This window comes from Clostridium carboxidivorans P7 (assembly GCF_001038625.1).
GTDB classification, from domain to species: Bacteria; Bacillota; Clostridia; order Clostridiales; family Clostridiaceae; genus Clostridium_AM; species Clostridium_AM carboxidivorans.
This window is the reverse complement of record NZ_CP011803.1, coordinates 902,262-921,534: the sequence shown is the minus strand read 5'-3', so window position 1 is coordinate 921,534 and position 19,273 is coordinate 902,262. Positions and strand designations below refer to the sequence as shown.

At 32.3% G+C, this 19,273-nt stretch carries 14 protein-coding genes and 1 pseudogene; 3 read left to right on the top strand and 12 right to left on the bottom strand.

The genetic code is table 11. From position 1 onward, the window contains the following. Window positions 1–29 precede the first annotated feature (29 nt). From Ccar_RS03965 to Ccar_RS03955, 3 genes are all read right to left on the bottom strand, one after another. A complete protein-coding gene (locus Ccar_RS03965) occupies window positions 30–470 on the bottom strand; it encodes an NAD(P)H-dependent oxidoreductase (RefSeq protein WP_007060419.1) in 441 nt (146 codons plus the stop codon). 240 nt (window positions 471–710) lie between these two features. After that, window positions 711–1,451: an NADPH-dependent oxidoreductase gene (locus Ccar_RS03960; protein ID WP_007060420.1), complete on the bottom strand. Its 741-nt coding sequence runs from the start codon at window positions 1,449–1,451 to the stop codon at window positions 711–713. 210 nt (window positions 1,452–1,661) lie between these two features. Then, window positions 1,662–4,634 carry a DEAD/DEAH box helicase gene (locus Ccar_RS03955; protein ID WP_242852189.1) on the bottom strand — a complete coding sequence of 991 codons (2,973 nt, stop codon included), beginning with the start codon at window positions 4,632–4,634 and terminating at the stop codon, window positions 1,662–1,664. A 306-nt stretch (window positions 4,635–4,940) separates the two neighbouring features. Here Ccar_RS03955 and Ccar_RS03950 point away from each other — a divergent pair, with 306 nt between their 5' ends. Next, window positions 4,941–5,510 carry a dihydrofolate reductase family protein gene (locus Ccar_RS03950; protein WP_007060422.1) on the top strand — a complete coding sequence of 190 codons (570 nt, stop codon included), beginning with the start codon at window positions 4,941–4,943 and terminating at the stop codon, window positions 5,508–5,510. A 268-nt stretch (window positions 5,511–5,778) separates the two neighbouring features. Here the strand turns inward: Ccar_RS03950 and Ccar_RS03945 are convergent, their stop codons facing one another. Further along, a complete protein-coding gene (locus tag Ccar_RS03945) occupies window positions 5,779–7,794 on the bottom strand; it encodes a molybdopterin-dependent oxidoreductase (RefSeq protein WP_007060423.1) in 2,016 nt (671 codons plus the stop codon). 209 nt (window positions 7,795–8,003) lie between these two features. After that, window positions 8,004–8,693, bottom strand: coding sequence for a Crp/Fnr family transcriptional regulator (locus tag Ccar_RS03940; RefSeq protein ID WP_007060424.1), 690 nt, complete (start codon window positions 8,691–8,693; stop codon window positions 8,004–8,006). Between the two features lie 252 nt (window positions 8,694–8,945). Between Ccar_RS03940 and Ccar_RS03935 the strand changes: the two genes are divergently transcribed. Further along, on the top strand, window positions 8,946–9,632 hold the full coding sequence (locus Ccar_RS03935; protein WP_007060425.1) for a YjjG family noncanonical pyrimidine nucleotidase: 687 nt from the start codon (window positions 8,946–8,948) through the stop codon (window positions 9,630–9,632). Window positions 9,633–9,719: 87 nt separating this feature from the next. On the opposite strand, the gene Ccar_RS03930 is transcribed toward Ccar_RS03935, so the two are convergent. Together Ccar_RS03930 and Ccar_RS03925 are read right to left on the bottom strand one after the other, a co-directional pair. Then, window positions 9,720–11,291, bottom strand: coding sequence for a P-loop NTPase family protein (locus tag Ccar_RS03930; protein ID WP_007060426.1), 1,572 nt, complete (start codon window positions 11,289–11,291; stop codon window positions 9,720–9,722). 94 nt (window positions 11,292–11,385) lie between these two features. Continuing rightward, window positions 11,386–11,622 (bottom strand): hypothetical protein, encoded by a 237-nt coding sequence (locus Ccar_RS03925; protein WP_007060427.1) that lies wholly within the window; start codon window positions 11,620–11,622, stop codon window positions 11,386–11,388. A gap of 301 nt (window positions 11,623–11,923) precedes the next feature. Between Ccar_RS03925 and Ccar_RS03920 the strand changes: the two genes are divergently transcribed. Continuing rightward, a complete protein-coding gene (locus Ccar_RS03920; RefSeq protein ID WP_007060428.1) occupies window positions 11,924–13,045 on the top strand; it encodes an HD-GYP domain-containing protein in 1,122 nt (373 codons plus the stop codon). Window positions 13,046–13,174: 129 nt separating this feature from the next. Here the strand turns inward: Ccar_RS03920 and Ccar_RS03915 are convergent, their stop codons facing one another. From Ccar_RS03915 to Ccar_RS03895, 5 genes and pseudogenes are all read right to left on the bottom strand, one after another. Beyond that, complete coding sequence (locus Ccar_RS03915; protein WP_242852188.1) at window positions 13,175–17,542, bottom strand: fibronectin type III domain-containing protein; 4,368 nt, start codon at window positions 17,540–17,542, stop codon at window positions 13,175–13,177. Window positions 17,543–17,600: 58 nt separating this feature from the next. Further along, window positions 17,601–17,894 (bottom strand): DUF6916 family protein, encoded by a 294-nt coding sequence (locus Ccar_RS03910; RefSeq protein WP_048029902.1) that lies wholly within the window; start codon window positions 17,892–17,894, stop codon window positions 17,601–17,603. 21 nt (window positions 17,895–17,915) lie between these two features. Further along, complete coding sequence (locus Ccar_RS03905) at window positions 17,916–18,341, bottom strand: hypothetical protein (RefSeq protein WP_007060431.1); 426 nt, start codon at window positions 18,339–18,341, stop codon at window positions 17,916–17,918. Window positions 18,342–18,455: 114 nt separating this feature from the next. After that, window positions 18,456–18,542 (bottom strand): annotated as a pseudogene (locus tag Ccar_RS27320) (tail fiber protein); the annotation flags it as partial. Window positions 18,543–18,666: 124 nt separating this feature from the next. Next, complete coding sequence (locus Ccar_RS03895) at window positions 18,667–19,203, bottom strand: GNAT family N-acetyltransferase (RefSeq protein WP_007060433.1); 537 nt, start codon at window positions 19,201–19,203, stop codon at window positions 18,667–18,669. Window positions 19,204–19,273 lie beyond the last annotated feature (70 nt).

Sequence of the window (19,273 nt, the reverse complement as noted above, 5' to 3'; positions counted from 1 at the left end):
CATTGGAAATGTTTCATTATACTTTCCATTTACACTCCTAAAGATTTTAATAATTTTCCCATCTTATTGACTTGAAGAATTGTATCTTCCTGCTCTTCAAAACTAGGTGGAAGATGCTTTTTTTCAATTTTGTCCAAAGGACCATGTTCCTTAACCATGTGCCCTACACTACACTTGTGACCAAATCCACATGTATAACATTGAGCATATCCGTGAGCAGATACAGCACCAACTACTGACATTTTATTAGACATCATAGCTTTTTTTATAATCATGCTCACTAAATCCTCTCCTTGCCCAATATAACTGGTACTAACTGCTATGCCAATTTTTCCAGATAAACTAAAAACTCCTCTATGTCGAAAGCAAAAAGTTCTTTCTAAGCATGCATGACCAAGAGCATTTATAATGCCTCCATAATTAGGTGCACCAAAAACAATTGCATCTGCCATTAACATTTTCTCTGCCACTTACACTAATTCCTAAAATCATATTATCCATCTCCCTAATATATTTTGTATATAAAAGTACAAAGACATATTGTTTTAATATATACATTATACATTTATTGGAACATAAATATCCACAATTACAAGAAAATTAGTAATTAAATAAACATACTTCCCAATAAAGCACTAAAATGCTTTATTAGGAAGTATATATACATTCTTAGGTAGTATTTTAAATGCTTGCTTTAAAATAACCTATCTTTATTTGCAATTTTCAAATCCTTGATCTTTTAAAACAGGATAAACCTTTGGGTAATAGACATTCTGATAAATATTCATTGTCTGGCTGCTCCAGTTTACCTCTTGAGTTCTTCCAATATCCTCAAGGTAAGAAGCCATTTCTTTATCATATTCAAGTATATCCTCTTTAATATTTTCACTGTTATATTTTTCATCATGTCTGTATACACTCTTTGGCATTCTAGGCTTTATTTTTGAATTACCTGAAGGATATCCAACACCAATGCCCAAAATTGGAAATGTGTATTTAGGTAATCCAAGAAGTTTTATAACTTCATCTGGATTTTTCCTAATTCCACCAATTGGAACAATTCCAAGTCCAAGTGATTCAGCTGCTGTCATAAGATTTTGTGCAGACAATCCTGCATCAACTGAAGCTACCATTATTGATTCAACGCTTTCAGTTATATTCATTGGCAGACCAGTTATTTCTGAAGCAATTTTTATTTTATAGAAATCAGCTATAAATATAAAAAATACAGGAGCTGCAGCAACCCATGATTGTCCTCCAGTAAGCTCTGCAAGTTTTTCTTTTGTAGCCTTATCTTTAATAACTATTAAGCTTGTTTGCTGCCCATTAATTGAGTTTGGTGCTGCCTGTGCTACATTAACAAGCTCATTTATTATTTCTTCAGATATCTCCTTGTCTGTATAATTCCTTATAGATCTATGTTCTTTCATTGTCTCAATTACTTTATTCATATATTATCACTCCATACAATATTATTTTTAATTACTAAAACTTTATTACAGTTTTAACTAATAATAATTATCTATTAATTATTATTATTGTATCATAAAAATAATCTGAATTCAACTCTTTATTAAATATAAGCTTTTTCTTAATTATACATTCATACGATTTTAGATATAAATTTATTTTTCACATATATATAGATAAATATTCTTTATTTAACCGAAAAGCTCCTCGATATCCTTTCCTTCCATATTGGAAAGCAAAATTTCCTCTCCAGCATTTTCTTCTATAACATCATTTATTATTTCTTTCTTTTTCTCCTGTATTTTGTGTATTTTCTCTTCTATGGTTCCTTTAGCAATAAGTCTAATAACCTCTACAGTTTTCTTCTGTCCAATTCTATGAGCCCTGTCCGAAGCTTGATTTTCTACTGCTGGATTCCACCAAGGGTCATAATGAATCACTATATCTGCAGAAGTTAGATTTAGTCCCGTTCCGCCAGCTTTAAGAGATATTAAAAATATAGGAATTTCCCCTTCATTAAACTCTCTAACTATTTCCCCTCTATCTTCTGCTTTTACACTGCCATCAAGATACATATACTTTATGTTTTCACTTTTAAACATCTCTCCAATATTCTTAAGCACAGAGGTAAATTGAGAAAATAACAATATTTTATGACCATCATTTACATTATTCTGTACTATATCCTTAAGAGCTTCCATTTTTCCATTATCACCTTCATAGTTTTCTATAAAGGTAGAGGGATCACAGCATATTTGCCTAAGTCTTGTGATTATAGAAAGTATCTTTATTTTGCTTTTATTAATTCCCTTATCTCTTATTTCATTATTTACTTCCTCTTTAGCTTGTTGAAGGTAAGCTGCATATACCTTCTTTTGATCTTCTGTCATATCCACCACCATATTATGTTCAATTTTAGGTGGCAGTTCTCTTATAACATCTTTCTTAAGTCTTCTAAGAATAAAAGGTTTAGTATGTTTATTCAATTCCTCTAAAGCTTTTTTGTCACCATTTTTTATAATTGGTGTTTCATATTTTTGACTAAACTTTCCATGACTTAACAAATATCCTGGCATGATAAAATCAAAAATTGACCATAATTCTGTAATGGAATTTTCAATAGGGGTTCCTGTTAGTGCAAAATAACTGCCAGCTTTAATTGATTTTACACTTTGAGCATTTAAAGATTTAGGATTTTTTATATTTTGAGCTTCATCTAAAAAGCAGTGTCTGAATTTTATAGCTTTATATTCTTCTATATCTCTTTTAATAAGTGCATAGGAGGTTATAACTATGTCCGCTTCCTCCATCTCCTTTAACTGACTTTCTCTTACATCCCTGCTGCCTGATACAATTAAACATTTTAAATCCGGCTGAAATTTATTTATTTCACTTTCCCAATTGTATACTAAGGATGTAGGACACACCACCAAAGAAGGCTGCTTTTTCTCATTTTCATCTACCTCTGACTTTATAAAAGCTATAGTTTGAAGGGTTTTTCCAAGACCCATTTCATCTGCTAAAATACCTCCAAAGCCACAGCTTGAAAGAGTTTTAAACCACTTAAATCCAAATTTTTGATAACCTCTCATAATTTTATCCAGTTTTTCTGGAATTGTATAATCAATGTCACCAATATCCTTTATATTATTTATCAGCTCTCTAAACTTCTTATTCCTTTGTACAAAAGTTATGTTATTTTCCTTAAGACTTGTATCTATGTAAACAGAATTATATTTAGAAAGAACTATTTGATCCTTTGTAAGGTCTGAAGTCTTTATATTTAAATAATCTATCATATCTGATATCTTTTGAATCTCTCTTGTCTGAAGAGGAATAAAGCCTCCATTTTTAAGTCTGTAATATCTTTTCTTTTGCTTTAATGCTTCAAATATATGCTTTAATTCTTCTCTACTTACCCCATCAATATTAAAGGTAAATTCCAAAAGATCCTCATCATTTAATCTTATGTTAGATTTATAGCTTTGGGAGGTGTAAATTCTTATATCTTTAAATGCTCCTGAATAGTAAACTTCTGTAAATTCCTGAAGTTTTTCTAAGCCTTCTCCCACAAAATCTAAAATTTTATCCTCATCCTCTAAAATAAAATTAAATTCCCTTTTTTCAAATTGAAAGGCAGTCAAGGTATCTATTACAGCTGCTTCTTCCTCAATATCTCTAACCAATACCTTACCATCTTCCCTTGCCTCATTATCTCTTAAGGGATTTATATCTATGTTTCCATATTTAAATATTACATCACAAATTACAGCCTCCCTATCCTTATCAAAATAAAGACATGGCTTTAAAGGTTCTTCATAAAATTTCTCTTTAATACTGTTATTCACGGTTACCTTTGTACCTATCTTTTTTAAGGCTGGAATTATATAAGAAGCTATTTCTTCACTTTCATTTTGATTAAAAGTAATTTCAGAACTTCTTTGTTCAGTAAAAGTATTGTAAAGTGCTTTATAAACCCTTACCTGTTCATTTGTTGGTATATATATTTTGTTATTATAATAAAAATAATTTCCACTTTTCACTAAAGCTTTAGGCAGCTTTGAAATTTGAGATAAAATTATATTATTTTCCTTGCTATCTAATTTAAATTCTAAAGGAAAATTTTCTCTTACCACTTTAACTTCACTGTAGTTATCATCATTTATGACCAAATCTATAGCTGTTTCTCCTATATTATCAAGAAACTTTTTCAAGTTATTTTCCGTAAGCCTTGCCTTTTTTCCACTTAAAAATCTTGGTGTTTTGCTATAACGATAACCATACATTATCATCCCCTCTGCAGCCCTATCTATTTCATATAGATCTTTAAGCATACTCAGAATAAATTTGTCTTCATCCTTAAACCTGTGTAAATATGAGCTATATGTAAAATTTTTACCAAATTCCAGATCATTTTGTTCTATAACTGCTTCTAAAAAACTCTTCATATTCTTTACTACATAAAGCTTTTCTTCTCCCACCTTTAATTCTAAAAAAGCTTCACTTACTCTGCGGGCAATATTAAATTGGAGCTTATACTGTAAGTTTAAAGTCTTAGTTTCTATGTTTGTCTTAGAGGATATTAGACTTTCCTTTAATTGTTGAATTAATTTACTATTTTTTTTTATTACTGGTCTTATTTCTTCTTCATTTATTTCAAACAAATTTATTCACTCCTGTTTAGGCATCTTCAAAAAATAATTAGACTAGCAGACAGACTTATTATTTTTTGAAGATGCCTTGTATTCTATTAAACATTCTAGCACATAATAATATTTTTAAACATATTGCTAAATCATTTTCAAAGCAATTAAGAAAACTATTTAAAATTACCTATGCTTATATTTATAAAGATATATAAATACATGGGAATAGTAGTATAATTTATCATATATAAGTGCTTCGCAGTTGTAAAACATTGTATCACAATTAAAGTTTTTTAAGAAAGAACATAAGAAGGAGTAAGAATTATGCCAAATAACGTAAAACAGAGAAAAATAATTTTAGATTTAGCAATTACTTTAGATGGCTTTATTGAAGGAAAAAATGGAGAAGTTGATTGGTGCATTATGGACGCTGATATGGGGTTCATTAATTTCTTGAATGAAATTGACACTATTTTATATGGTAGAAAAAGTTACGATTTATGGGGACAATATATTCCCCAAGATGAAGATTCTGATAGTGAAAAAGAAATTTGGAAATTGGTTCATAGTAAAGAGAAATATGTATTTTCCAGAGCACAAATAGATACTGATAATCAAGCAATATTTATAAATGAAAATATTATTGAAGAAGTAAATAAATTGAAGAATAAGCCTGGTAAAGACATTTGGCTATATGGAGGAGCAAGTCTTATTACAACTTTTATAAATTTAGGGCTTGTTGATGAATTTAGATTATCTATTCACCCTGTTATTTTAGGAGAAGGAAAACCATTGTTTATTGATATAAAACAGAGATTGAATTTAAATATGGTTAATACAAGAACGTTCTCTTCTGGCGTTGTACAACTAATCTATCATTGGAATGGTAATTAATTTTTAATAGAGCCAAAAGCAAAATAAAGTTTAAAATGTAAATGGAGCGTCGCAAAATTCTTATATTATGAAACAAAAGTTATTAGTAAAATTACTAACAAGCTATCCCTAATAACTATAATTAAGGGGGCTGTCGCACTAAGAATAAATACTACAGTATATTGTGTTTACCATTAATCTTCAAAACAATATATTGTATGTAAATTTCTTAATGCGACAGCTCCACTTCACTTTCTTTCTCTAGATTATTTATAATCCACCCTTTAAATTACTTGCTCATACTCTTTTGATGCGCTTTAATATTTACCTTAACATCATAAAAAGTACTTCCTTTTCCTTGATCAGTAAGCCTTTGGGAAGTAAGCGTATTAACTGAACGATTTCCTGGTGTATTTTTCAGCCACCAAACTCCTTCAGTAACAACAACTCCTTTTGGAACTTTAGTTGTGATACTTAGCTTGAAATCAGCTTCTCCTCTTTCATTATAGGCAGTAACAAGTTCACCATCTTCTAATCCTATTTTAGAAGCATCCTCTGGATTTACTTGTAAAATCATTTTATTTGTTTTTACTAGTTCTTCTCTTTCATTAAAGGAAGAGTTTAATAATCGTGGATCTGGAGCATTTATTAACCAAAATTCTGCATCATCTCCATGAGGTTTAAAATATCCTGGTAAAGGCTCGTCCTCATTTAAATTCAAGATTTCAATTTTTCCTGAAGAGGTTTTAAATTGAGTCTTATACCCATCAGGCAGTGGTAACTCTAATGGTTTCCCTTCAATTAATGTTTCAATTTTAGTACTTGCAAGCCATGAAGTTGGTTTTTTAAGTATAGTATTTATTAAATCATCAGCCGACTGCTTAAAGAAAGGTTTGTTTATTCCCATTGCATCTGCTAACAAACTAAATACTTCAAAATTGGATTTTGCTTCACCTACTGGATGTACTACTGGATAAGCCCTCTGTACAGCATAATAACCATAAGCACTATATAAATCACTATGTTCAAGAGAAGTTGTTGCTGGCAAAATAATATCAGCATATTTTGCTGTATCAGTCATAAAACGCTCATGAACTACTGTAAATAAGTCTTCTCTAGCTAACCCCTGCAGTACCTTGTTTTGATCAGGAGCTACTGCTGCTGGATTGGAATGATATACATATAAACTCATTATAGGTGGATCATTCAATTCATTTAGAGCATTACCCAATTCAACCATATTTATAATTCTTGTTGTTTTTTCTTGAAATTCTTCATGAGTTACAAGTTTCTTATCAAAAGCATGAGATGCAGATACAGATGTAAGTAAGCCTCCTCCAGCTTTTCCCCATGCACCAACAAGTGCTGGCAAACAGGTAATTGTCCTTACAGTCATTGCTCCATTACCATAACGTGACAAACCACTACCAAGTCTAATAAATGGTGCTCTAGCTTTTGCATACTGCACTGCCATATCTTCAATTACTGAAACATCAATTCCAGTTATCTCACTTACTTTATCTAGTGAGTAATCTGGCAAAACGGTATCTTTAAGTTTCTCATATCCTTGTACATATTCATTTATAAAATCTTTATCAATTAAATTTTTTTCTGCCATTACATGCATCATTCCAAGTGCTAGAGCGCCATCAGTACCCGGTTTAACTACAATAACTTTGTCAGCAATTTTAGCTGTACTTGTTTCATATGTATCAATTAACCATACCTTTGCTCCCTTTTTCTTAGCTATGTTTATATCATGTATAATATGAATATCCGTTGCTACTGCATGGATTCCCCATAAAATAATTAAATCACTTTCCTGTATCTCACTCGTGTGAGGCCCCATAGTTTCTCCCATAACTGCATTCCATCCACACTCTTTAGCTGGTGCACAAATAGTTCTATCAAGTCTTGAAGCACCTAAACTATAAAAAAACGGATGACCTGAATTACGCTGAACTATTCCCATAGTTCCTGCATATGAATATGGAAGTATTGCTTCTGCTCCATATTTTTTAATAATTTCTTTCCAATTTGTTTTAATATGTTCAATAGCCTCATCCCAGGATATAGGCTCAAAGTTACCACTACCCTTAGCACCCTTTCTCAAAAGTGGTGTTAAAATACGTCCTTCAGAATGAACTGTTTTTTCATAATGAGCCATCTTTGGACAAAGTGTTCCCCTTGTAAAAGGATGTTCAGGATCTCCCTGTACCTTTACAGCTTTTCCATCTTCAACATGAACAATAAGACCACAGGTATCAGGGCAGTCATAGGGACAAACTGATCTAAAAACTTCCACAACTATTCCTCCTTATATTTTCACAAGTTTTTCATATTTGTATTTTAAAAATGATGCTCAAAGAATTAGTGTATAAAAAACTTTTAATTTTATATTTAATAGATTATACCACATAAAAAATTATCATCTCAATATTAACTTTATATAATCTGTAATTCGTAAAGTAAGCATTAGACTTCTAACCTTAATATTTAACATCTCTCAACTAATTATATAGATGTCATATACAAATTTTTAGAAAGTTCTCGAAGTCTAGCTTCATCTAAAATATATATTGTTGTATTCTCACACTTTATAATTTTCTCAGCCTCAAGTTCTTTAAAGGTTCTATTTAAATGCCTATAGGTTGTTCCTAGAAATTGAGCTATTTCTTTAAAAGATGAACTTAAAACTATGCTGTTTTTATCTGTTATATGCTCAACTAAATAGCTGGCCAATCTATTAATAAGCGGATATATAAAGTTATATGATGTATTGTTAATAGTTGCCTCAAGCTTTTCACTTAAAGAATCTACTAAATGATGTAAAAAGTTAACATTATTCATATACTTTTTTCTCAGTATAGTTGAAGGTATCGCAATCAAATAGGTATCTTCTGCTGCTTCAACATTGCAGCGTATAGGCTTATCTTTCAGAAGTTCTATGTCTCCTATAATGTTAAATTCCTTGTAAAACTTTAAAAGCATTGACTTCCCGTTTTCAAAAAGATAGGATATTTTAACTTTTCCTTTAACAAGCAAATAGTAATATTCAAGTTCAGATTCTGCTTTTAGTATAAGCTCATCCTTACGATAGAAATGAAGCTGTGCATAATTTATTATATTATCATCAAATATATTTTTTATATCATACTTAACAAAATAATACTTCAAAAGTTCGCTATTCGAAATTCTATCCATAAACCCTCCTTAACAGGACATATGTCATATCATAATTTATATCAATATGGTAACTTATCCTTAAAGTAATGTAAAGCAAAGGAGAACTCTATAATGATTTTCTTTAACAGAATGTTCCTTATATGAGTGCTTTAATATATGTTACAATTATCAAGTGACTCTTAGACTCATATGGAATTTGCCTGTGAGGGATACCTATTACCTGAGCAATGGTAGGGATGAGATAAAAACTAATTAATTGGAGGATTAATTATGAAATATGAAATAATAATATTTGATGCAGATGAAACTTTATTTGATTTTAAAAAATCTGAAAAATATGCTTTTAAAAATGCCATGCTTGAATTTAATATTGAATATGATGAAAATTATCACCTAAAAATATACAGTGATATAAATAAAGCCATTTGGAAGGAATTTGAGAAAAGATTAATTACTCAAGAAAAATTAAAGGTAGAAAGATTTAAGAGATTATCTGATAAATTGAACCTTAAATTTGATGAAGTTAAATTTGCCAGATCATATATGAAGCATTTAGCTAATGCATCCTTTTTATATGATGACAGCATACCTCTTGTAGAAAGTTTGCATAAAAGTTATAAGCTTAGTATAGTAACTAACGGTCTTACAGATGTGCAAAATAAAAGAATAAGGAAATCCATTATAGCAAAATATTTTCAAGATATAGTTATATCTGAAGAAGTAGGAGTGTCCAAGCCAGATTCCAAGATATTTGAACTTGCTTTAAATAATATAAAGCATACTGACAAAAGCAAAGTATTAATAGTAGGTGATAGCTTAACCTCTGATATACAGGGCGGTATAAATTCAGGTATTGACACCTGCTGGCTTAACTCAAACAAAATTGCAAACACAACAAAATTTAAACCTACTTATGAAATTTCTAATTTGATGGAACTTAATGATATACTTAGATAATATCAATATACAAAAAACAAATTAATTCATGCTAAATACAACATGAATTGATTTGTTTTCTACTTTTATTCCTTCAATAGTTAATACCTAACAGAAAACTTCTACTATTCTTTTATTGTTCACAGTATTTTCTTCTATTTTACCTGCTTCTCTATTTTCTTTTCTAAAATCAAATATTAATAGGTAACCTTTACTTAGGTTATACTGCTCTAAATATTGGCATAATTGTATTAAACCTTTTTTATGATATTCCTCCCCATTCCACCTTTTTAGCTCTAATATATACATTTTTTTATTATAGGTAATTACTATATCAAAGCGCTTTTCTTCACCACCCTGCACTTCTTTAAAAGCGAAGCCTGTGCCGTTTATTATTGGGCTTATAAAAGCTAAAAATAAAAGTCTTCCATCTGCCTCTAAAAAAGCTTCTCTCTTTTCTGAGTACTCGTGCTTCATAAATTCTGAAAATTTAACAAGTATTTTTCTTATATCTAAGCTGCCATCTTCCTTTATATAAGCACTCCTTTGATTGTACCAACCTATGTTAGTTCCAGTTTCTATTATTGAACTCATGTAATTGTACAATAATTGTTCGTATATCCTATTGTTGACTTTTAAATACATATCTTCATTTTTAAAAATTCCATATATCATTCCTAAATTAATTGTTGGATTGAGATGATTATAGGTTATTTTATTTCCGTCTATAATAATATTTTTAACCATTTGTTTTAGTTCTCTATTATTTTCTATGTTTTTAATAAGGCTGTCAAAATTAGTATTGCTATCCCTTAGAATCTCCTTAACAGCTAAATTCATGTATTCTTTGTCCCAGGTAAAACTACCTTCTGGCATTATCTTTTCGTCTATAATTTTACAAAGCTTGCTTACTAAGAATGGATGACCTGAAGTATAGTAATAAAGCCTATCTGAAAAATATTCTTTATCTAACTTTACTCCTTTGTTTTCTTCATAGTCATCTAACATGGTTTTTATTTCTTCTTTTGAAAAACTCATGTCCACATCAAAATCTGAAGCTATGTTCCAAGGACTATTATATTTTCTTTCTTCATCTATCCTTATTTTTAATTTTAATGTCTTTATGTCATGCACTCCTGCCAATATTACACTATGGAATGTATAATCTTTTCCAACATTTCTTAGTAGATACTTATTTCTAAGCATGCCTAAAAAGCTTAAAAACAATTGATTATTGCTGCTTTTGTCCACTTCATCTATCATTAATACCACTTTCTTTTGAGACTTTAAAATAAACTTAGTTATAGTTTTAGATAAATCTTTAAAGTTTTCCACATCTTTTTTACTTTCTTCTAAGAAAACTGATAAACTTTCATGTTCTAAAAGTAAAGTGTCTCCTAATATTTCTAATAAAGCTTTTGCAAAGGCTTCTTCTTCTTCAAATATTAAGTCCCCTATACCTTCAAAACTAATGGATATAGGAAGATACTCTTCTGATTTCTTAAGTTTATTTTCCAGTACAAACAAAGTGGTGGTTTTTCCATATTGCCTAGGCCTATTTATTATGAAGTATTCTTGATTTTCAATTAAGTTTATTATTTTATTTATCTTATTTGATGTGTCTACCATGTAATGCATTTTAGGTACGCAGGTACCTGTTATATTAAACTTCTTCTTCATGCATCTCTCACCATCCTAGCTTTTATTTTATCACAATTTAGCTCAATTTAAACAATCACTAAAGAATCCAGGGTGGATTTTTTCCTTTATGCAGCTATTTTGACTTTTCTATAAGAGTTATTTTTAGCTTATATGGCTCTGTAAACATATCATATGCAGAATTTTCAACTATACAATGTTTGACAGTGAATAAAAATCCATTATTAACTGGATAATCTACTTCTTTGCTATTCAATATTACAAGTATTTCATCATTAGTTAATTCCTTTTCTATAGTATTATCTGTAAGTGCTTTTCCACTTGTATCCTTAAATTCAAATATAACTTTCATAATTTTTTCTCCTCCGTTCCACTATGCCAACTATATATTGATTATAAACTGCTTTTTTTCATAATTCCATAAAAAAAACATCACTTTTTTATCATTTATTTGAAACCTGCTCCTTTAAAGAAAAAGTTGAAGAATTGTAAATCATATTTTTTATAAAAAAGTTATAACAATGTCCTTCAGTACGCTAGAAAAAATGACGAAATTTAGTATAATAATAATTATAGTATACATTTTAGTAATCAATTTACTTATGAGAATAAGATTTCAAATATACTGTAGTGGATAGAAGGAGATGGGAAAATTGGATTTGGATAAGATACCTGGTAAAATAGCTGTGCCTATAGATAAATTAGAGCCTGACATGGTAGTTGCAGAAGAGATTAAATTAAATGATAAGGTTTTCATAGCTTCAGATGTAAAACTTACAGAAAAACTTATAGAAAAATTGAAGAAATTATTAGAAGATTTTTGTATAGAAGGCGATGTAAAAATATTTAATCCAGAAAGGTATAAAAACATTGACATTATGCTCCCTGTACATAATAAATCTAAAAATGTCAATGTACGATCAAATCAAAATGTTTTAGGAGTTGAAATGTATTTTCAAGCATATACAAGAGTGCTTGGAGAACTATTTACAAATATAAATTATAAAGCTGATGACGTTATAAAAGAAATAAAGAAACTTTCAATGGATATACAGACGGATCTCCATTATCCAGCACCAGTTGTGAAAAATATAGTTCTTTATGGAAGTGGAGGAGATTATTTATACAGGCATTCTGTTAATGTGTCTGTACTATCTTTTATGCTTGGTAAGTGGTTAGGATTAAGTGGATCAGATCTAGAATTACTAACTTATTCAGCTGTATTACATGATTTTGGAAAAACCAAATTGGATTGCTCAACCTTAAATAAAAGTACAAAATTATCTCCATCAGAATTCAAACATATAATGCTGCATCCAATACTAGGATATGAATTTATGAAAAAAATATCTTCTATTCCTGAAGAGGTTCTTCATGGGATACTAATGCATCATGAAAGATTGGATGGTTCAGGTTATCCACTAAAACTTAAAGAAGAAAGAATACATAATTTTGCGAAAATCATCGCAATAGCAGATATATTTGAAGCCATAAACTCTAATAGAATATATAAAAAAAGGAGATCTCCCTTTGAAGCTCTTGAAACAATCAAAAGTGAAAGTTTAGGGAAATTGGATTACAACTTTTGTAAAGTATTCATTGAAAATATTAGCAGCTTTTATGTTGGTGAGAAAGTTCTATTGAATACAAAAAAGATAGGTACAATTTTAAAAATTGACTATAACAATTTGACATGTCCGTTAATTTCTGTTGGATCTGAGTTTATAAATTTAGCAGAAACAAAAGATGTACATGTGAAAAAACTTGTATTATAACCAAGCTAAGTCAATAGTTATAATTATATTGATATTAATACTTTCTGTGTTTTGCTTAATATCTAATTTTTTGTAAGGTGGATAACCACCTTACAAAAAACAAAACATTTTGTTCTTATTATGAGTATTTTATTTTACAGTAAATTGATATCTCAAATCTTCTGATAATGACTCACTATACTTTGAAGTAACATTCTTGCTGATGTAAATATAATAAGTTTCTCCTGATTTATATGAATTTACAGGTGATACCTTAATTACATTATCCGATTCACAGCTTACCTTTGCATCCACTTTGTTTCCTTTTGAATCCGTTACATATATATTATCTGATGTTACTGTGGATGGATCTGCTTCCTTTGTAAATTTAAGATGCCATTCTTTATTTTGATCTACCTTATCTGGCATAACAGTGGTTTTTCCATTGAAATAATCCTTTGGCATTTCTATTAAAGTAAAGCTGCTGAATTTATTTACATAAATAGAAATACCTACTACGTTGCCTTTTTCATCATATACAATAGTTCCTTTATCCACCACGTCTTGTCCATCACTGTGATGAACCATAACTGCTAAGGAAGAAAGAAACTTGTCTAACTCCTCCTTTGAAATTGGAAGCTTAGATGAATCTATAGGAATAGTTATCTTTACTCTTCCTGTAATATTAGCTTCTATATTAAGTGGTGCCGCAATTATATGTGCACCTGAAGCTAATTTTAATACAAGTGCTTTATTATTTTCAATTTTACTTTCATCTTTTTCCTCACTTATCTTTACTGCTGCACCCTGTTCACCTAATTTCTTTATTGTCACTGCTGGTACCTCTAAGGCTGCTTTTTCTGTTTTCAAATCTAAGGAGATATTTTGTTTTGCAAGTTCACCCATTGAAACTGCTGGAAGTTGAAATTCTGTTCTATCTGCACTATTCCCTGCTGTATTTGAAATATCTATAGCTGCCTTTGTACTTTTTGTTTCTGAAGCCTTCTTTACAGCTTCTGCTGCTGTATTTTCATCAAATTTTACAATATCTGTTTTTACCCCTTGCGTATCTGTAGTTCTTGTTATAGTTGTCTGAACTGCAGTACTTTCTTGATTCCCATTCTCAACTACCACTGGTACTTGTCTGGTTTCAGTTGTAGGCTGTGGTGTTGGTGGTATATATGGTGATGGATCTATTGCAAAGTAAGCCGTCACAGTTATATCATTTTGAACCTTTCTATCTATTCTTGTAGCTGTAGACACACTATCACTCCAGTTTACAAAGTGACATCCTGGATTTGGTACTGCTGTTATTGTTGATCCATCTTTACCCCTAGCTACATTCTGTGGACTTATCCCTGATATTGTTCCATATGATCCTGCTGTATAAGTAAGAGTATATGTTGGTGATGCTACTGTTGCTGTCGCTGTATTACTTATTGTTTTTCCACTTGACTGTGCTGTTACTGATATACTTTGTCCTGCTGTTAATGTCAATCCACTAACTGTCCAAATTCCTCCTGCTGCTGTTACTGCTGGTTTTGCAACTCCTCCTACACTAAGTATTACACTTGATCCTGATTCTGCTGTTCCACTTATACTTGTATCCCCAGCTGTTGGAGTCCCTGTTATTACTGGTGCTGCTGTTTGTAATGGTGCTGGTGCTACTGCTGCTGTGGCTGCACTACTTATTGTTTTTCCACTTGTCTGTGCTGTTACTGATATGCTTTGTCCTGCTGTTAATGTCAATCCACTAACTGTCCAAGTTCCTCCTACTGCTGTTACTACTGGTCTTGCAACTCCTCCTACACTAAGTATTACACTTGATCCTGATTCTGCTGTTCCACTTATACTTGTATCCCCAGCTGTTGGAGTCCCTGTTATTACTGGTGCTGCTGTTTGCAATGGTGCTGGTGCTACTACTATTGTGGCTGCACTACTTATTGTTTTTCCACTTGATTGTGCTGTTACTGATATACTTTGTCCTGCTGTTAATGTCAATCCACTAACCGTCCAAGCTCCTCCTACTGCTGTTACTGCTGGTCTTGCAACTCCTCCTACACTAAGTATTACATTTGATCCTGATTCTGCTGTTCCACTTATACTTGTATCCCCAACTGTTGGAGTCCCTGTTATTACTGGTGCTGCTGTTTGTAATGGTGCTGTTGGTGTTACACTACTAGATGCACTTGAAGCCGCTCCTGTTCCCACTCCATTGGTTGCTGTTACTGTAAAAGTATACGCTGTTCCATTGGTTAATCCACTCACTGTTATTGGACTTCCTGATCCTGTTCCTGTAAAGCCTCCTGGATTTGAGGTTACTGTATAGCCTGTTATTCCACTTCCTCCATTGAAGGTTGGTGCTGTAAAACTTACTGTAGATTGGGTATCTCCTGCTGTTGCACTTACCCCTGTTGGTACCCCTGGTACTACTGCATTTACCATAAAGCTTCTTGAAACTCTTGGTGCTGCAAGATAGGAAGCATTTCCTGATTGATCTGCATCTATTGTAGCCATCCCTGTACCAACAAAAGTAAGTGTTCCACTAGGTGTAATGGTAGCCACACTAGTATTACTAGATGAAAACACTACTGTTAGCCCTGAGCTTGCTGTTGCTGAAATTGTAGGTTTTGTTCCAAAATTCTGTGCTCCTGGACCAATAAAAGTAATTGTCTGTGAAGCCATTGGTGTAACAGAACTGGAAGGCACCGATGTCGCTCCTGTTCCCACTCCATTGGTTGCTGTTACTGTAAAAGTATATGCTGTTCCATTAGTTAATCCAGTTACTGTTATTGGACTTCCTGTTCCTGTTCCTGTAATACCTCCTGGATTTGATGTTACTGTATAGCCTGTTATTGTACTGCCTCCATCGGATGCTGGTGCTGCAAAGCTTACTGTAGCTTGGCCATCTCCTGCTATTGCACTTACTCCTGTTGGTGCTCCTGGTACAGTTGCCGCAGCTGTTGGTGTTACACTACTAGATGCACTTGAAACCGCTCCTGTTCCCACTCCATTGGTTGCTGTTACTGTAAAAGTATATGCTGTTCCATTGCTTAATCCACTCACTGTTATTGGACTTCCTGTTCCTGTTCCTGTAATACCTCCTGGAGCTGATGTTACTGTATAGCCTGTTATTCCACTTCCTCCATCGGATGCTGGTGCTGTAAAGCTTACTGTAGCTTGGCCATCTCCTGCTGTTGCACTTACTCCTGTTGGTGCTCCTGGTACAGTTGCCGCAACTGCAGGTATTGTAAAGGTATTACTGTCCACTGCAGGTGTTCCACTAGCAAAGTGAATTGCTCCATTTCCTGCTGCTGTAAGGCTGCATGTTAAATCTGTAAAAGTTGCTACACCTGCTACTGCTGCCTTCGTTGCTGTTCCTCCTATTGTCCATGTTCCTGTCCCTGCTTTTGCACTTGCCACTACATTCGCTGTCTTTGATACTCCTGTTGAGCAAATATTACCATATTGATCCTTTAAAGTCACTATTGGCTGTGTTGCAAATGCATCTCCACTGGCTGTTCCAGCTGCTGGCTGTCTGCTAACCAAAAGGCTTGCCACTGCTCCTGCATTGATTGTCTGCGATACTGTTGAGTCATTGTAGTCTGTTGCTTTTATTACTACATTTCCTGTTGCAGGCGTTCTTAAATAGCTTTGCTTTGATGAATCTGTTGTTGTTGCTGATGGTTTTAATGTTACCTTTCCACTAAAAACACTATACTGACTTGCTTCAAGTGCTTTTCCATTAAAGCTTACTCCTGTTATTGCTCCTTCAAAGGCTGGATCTGCTCCAAAGGTTACATCTATATCATTATCTACATCATTGTTTATTGTTGCTGCTGTTAAGATCTTTCCTGGTAGAATCGGATCGGATACAACAATATTATCCATAAAAATGGATAAATTTGGGGTAGGAGTACTACTGCTAATTCTGAACTCATTTATATTATTCCAACCAGCACTTGACAAAGTTACTGTTTGCCCAGTTCCATTTGGAGCAGTAAATGTTTGTATTGCACCTAAAACAGCACTTCCCCCATTATATCCTGTTACTGTAAATACTACATTAGGATCATTAGTATCTACATCCGTAAAATTATCCTCTGCTTGAAAGGATACTAATTTAAAATTACCTTTTGTAGAAGTAATTCTTACACCGTTATCTTCTAGTGCTAACCCCATAAAACTAATTGCCTTCGAATAGTTAGTAATAAGACCACTATAACCACTACTTGGGTCCGCAATTTCAACCATAGGCGCCTGTTGAACTCCTCCAGCATCCTTAATATCTCTTGTATCATCAGTTCCATCTGTTTTAAGCAAACAATATGTCCAATCCCCAATACTTTTACATCCACTATATTGCCCAACAGAATATGAACTTGATTCAAAACTCTCAGATTGAGGCGTAGTTGCTGCATAAACCTTATTTTTCCCTAGTCCCATGGGGCCTGGAAAAATTGTTAAAATAAACAAAAGTGTACATAGTATCGATACCTTTTTCAAAAATTTTTTCACATTAAAATCCTCCTTGTAACTCTTTTATCTTTAAACTACATATGAAACAAAAGCTTTACTACGAAAAAACAGCCTCATAATAATTAAATTTTCCATCTAATGGCGCTGTAGGAGTAATCGCCATTTCAAAGTTTCCTACTTTCTCCTGCTCCATACTATAACAGCCCGTCTCAATCCATATTTCTTTATTGCTTGAAAACACTAAAAAAAATGGTTCTCTTTTCAAATTTGGAATTTTAAACTTTGAAGCAGATACCTGTACAAGGGTAATTTCCACATGCTGCCCTTCTCCATAAAAGACCTTAAATACATCCCCTACACTAAATGTACCTATGGTAAAATTCTCTAACATTGCTTATAACTCCTTATTTTGTTATTCTCTTGAGGGAAAGATTCCCTGAACACATATTATATAACCTACACATAAATAAGATGGCATAACTCTAACTCCACTAAAAGGATTAGGAACATTAGCATTACATGTTGATGTTACTGTAGGTGCTGGAACAGTAATATTAGCTTGTACATTAAATGGTTTTAAATTTGCTCCTGTTGTTGGACTGTTGGTAGTATAAATATTGGCAGTCTGTCCTCCTGAAGTTTTAGCAATTCCAAGCGTACAGGTGTTACCTGGCGTGTTTAATACTGTAGCAGCATTATAAGCATCAGTATTAACAGGTATTTTCACCTCGACATTTACTGGTGTAGTACCTCCACCTCCAGTAACGTTGCTTGTAATCGGATGTATATGTGCTGGTATGTTATTTGCTGTAAGTGTTACAGCTTCAGCATTATCCACACACTGCGCCAACTGATAACTTACTTTGTTGTTTGGATTTACTCCATACCCTATAGGAAAACGTCCTCTTAAATCTGGCAGACAGAAATTATTACCACTACCTCCAAAATTGTATCCAAGTAGCGCAAAGAGTGCTTAATTTTGAGCTATCGGAATTGACTGCCCTTGACATAACATCCACCCCATTGGTGCCCAATTCATTGCCCATGCTAAAATAGTTCCAATATAAGCGTCCATTTTTTAATTCCTCCTGTTTTTTTATTATTTATAATCAACAATGTAGCAATGCTACACTGGACTATACCTTTTCATAAAATTCTTAATACTATGGAATGCACTTCATTTCATAAGCAATTCCTTTGTTTTCTACAACCTTAAATCCAAGTTTTTCATAAAATGCATACGCCCCTTGATTAAACCAAGCAACTTGCAGCGATACTGTTTTTTTCTTTTCTACAGCATTCTCTATCACTGTCGTAACAATCTTTCTCCCAATACCTCGGCCTCTGTATTCTTCTAACAACCCAATCTCCAAAATTCGGTCTACGGTTTTACCATAATAAATATAAAGACGCCCTATAGGCTTTCCATGCATCGTAATTATATTCAGCTGTGCTTCTGGATACATTTCCATCAACTGTTGCTGTTCCATCATAAATTGTTGTGCTATAATACTTTCTTTTTGTTCTTCAGTTATACCACTAATCCATGTCAAATCTTGACGACTTTCCTTAAATATTTTTAACAGCATGTCTTCATGTTTAGCTTCTAGCACTTCTATTGAAATATTAATCTCTTCCTCAGTATTCATACTAGACTTTTGTTCGTTATTATCCATGTTTATAATCATTCCTTTCAGCATTTATCTCCTATAGAATAATTGTACATTTTTAATTCATATCATCCATTAGGTGAGTTTTTATACTTAAAAT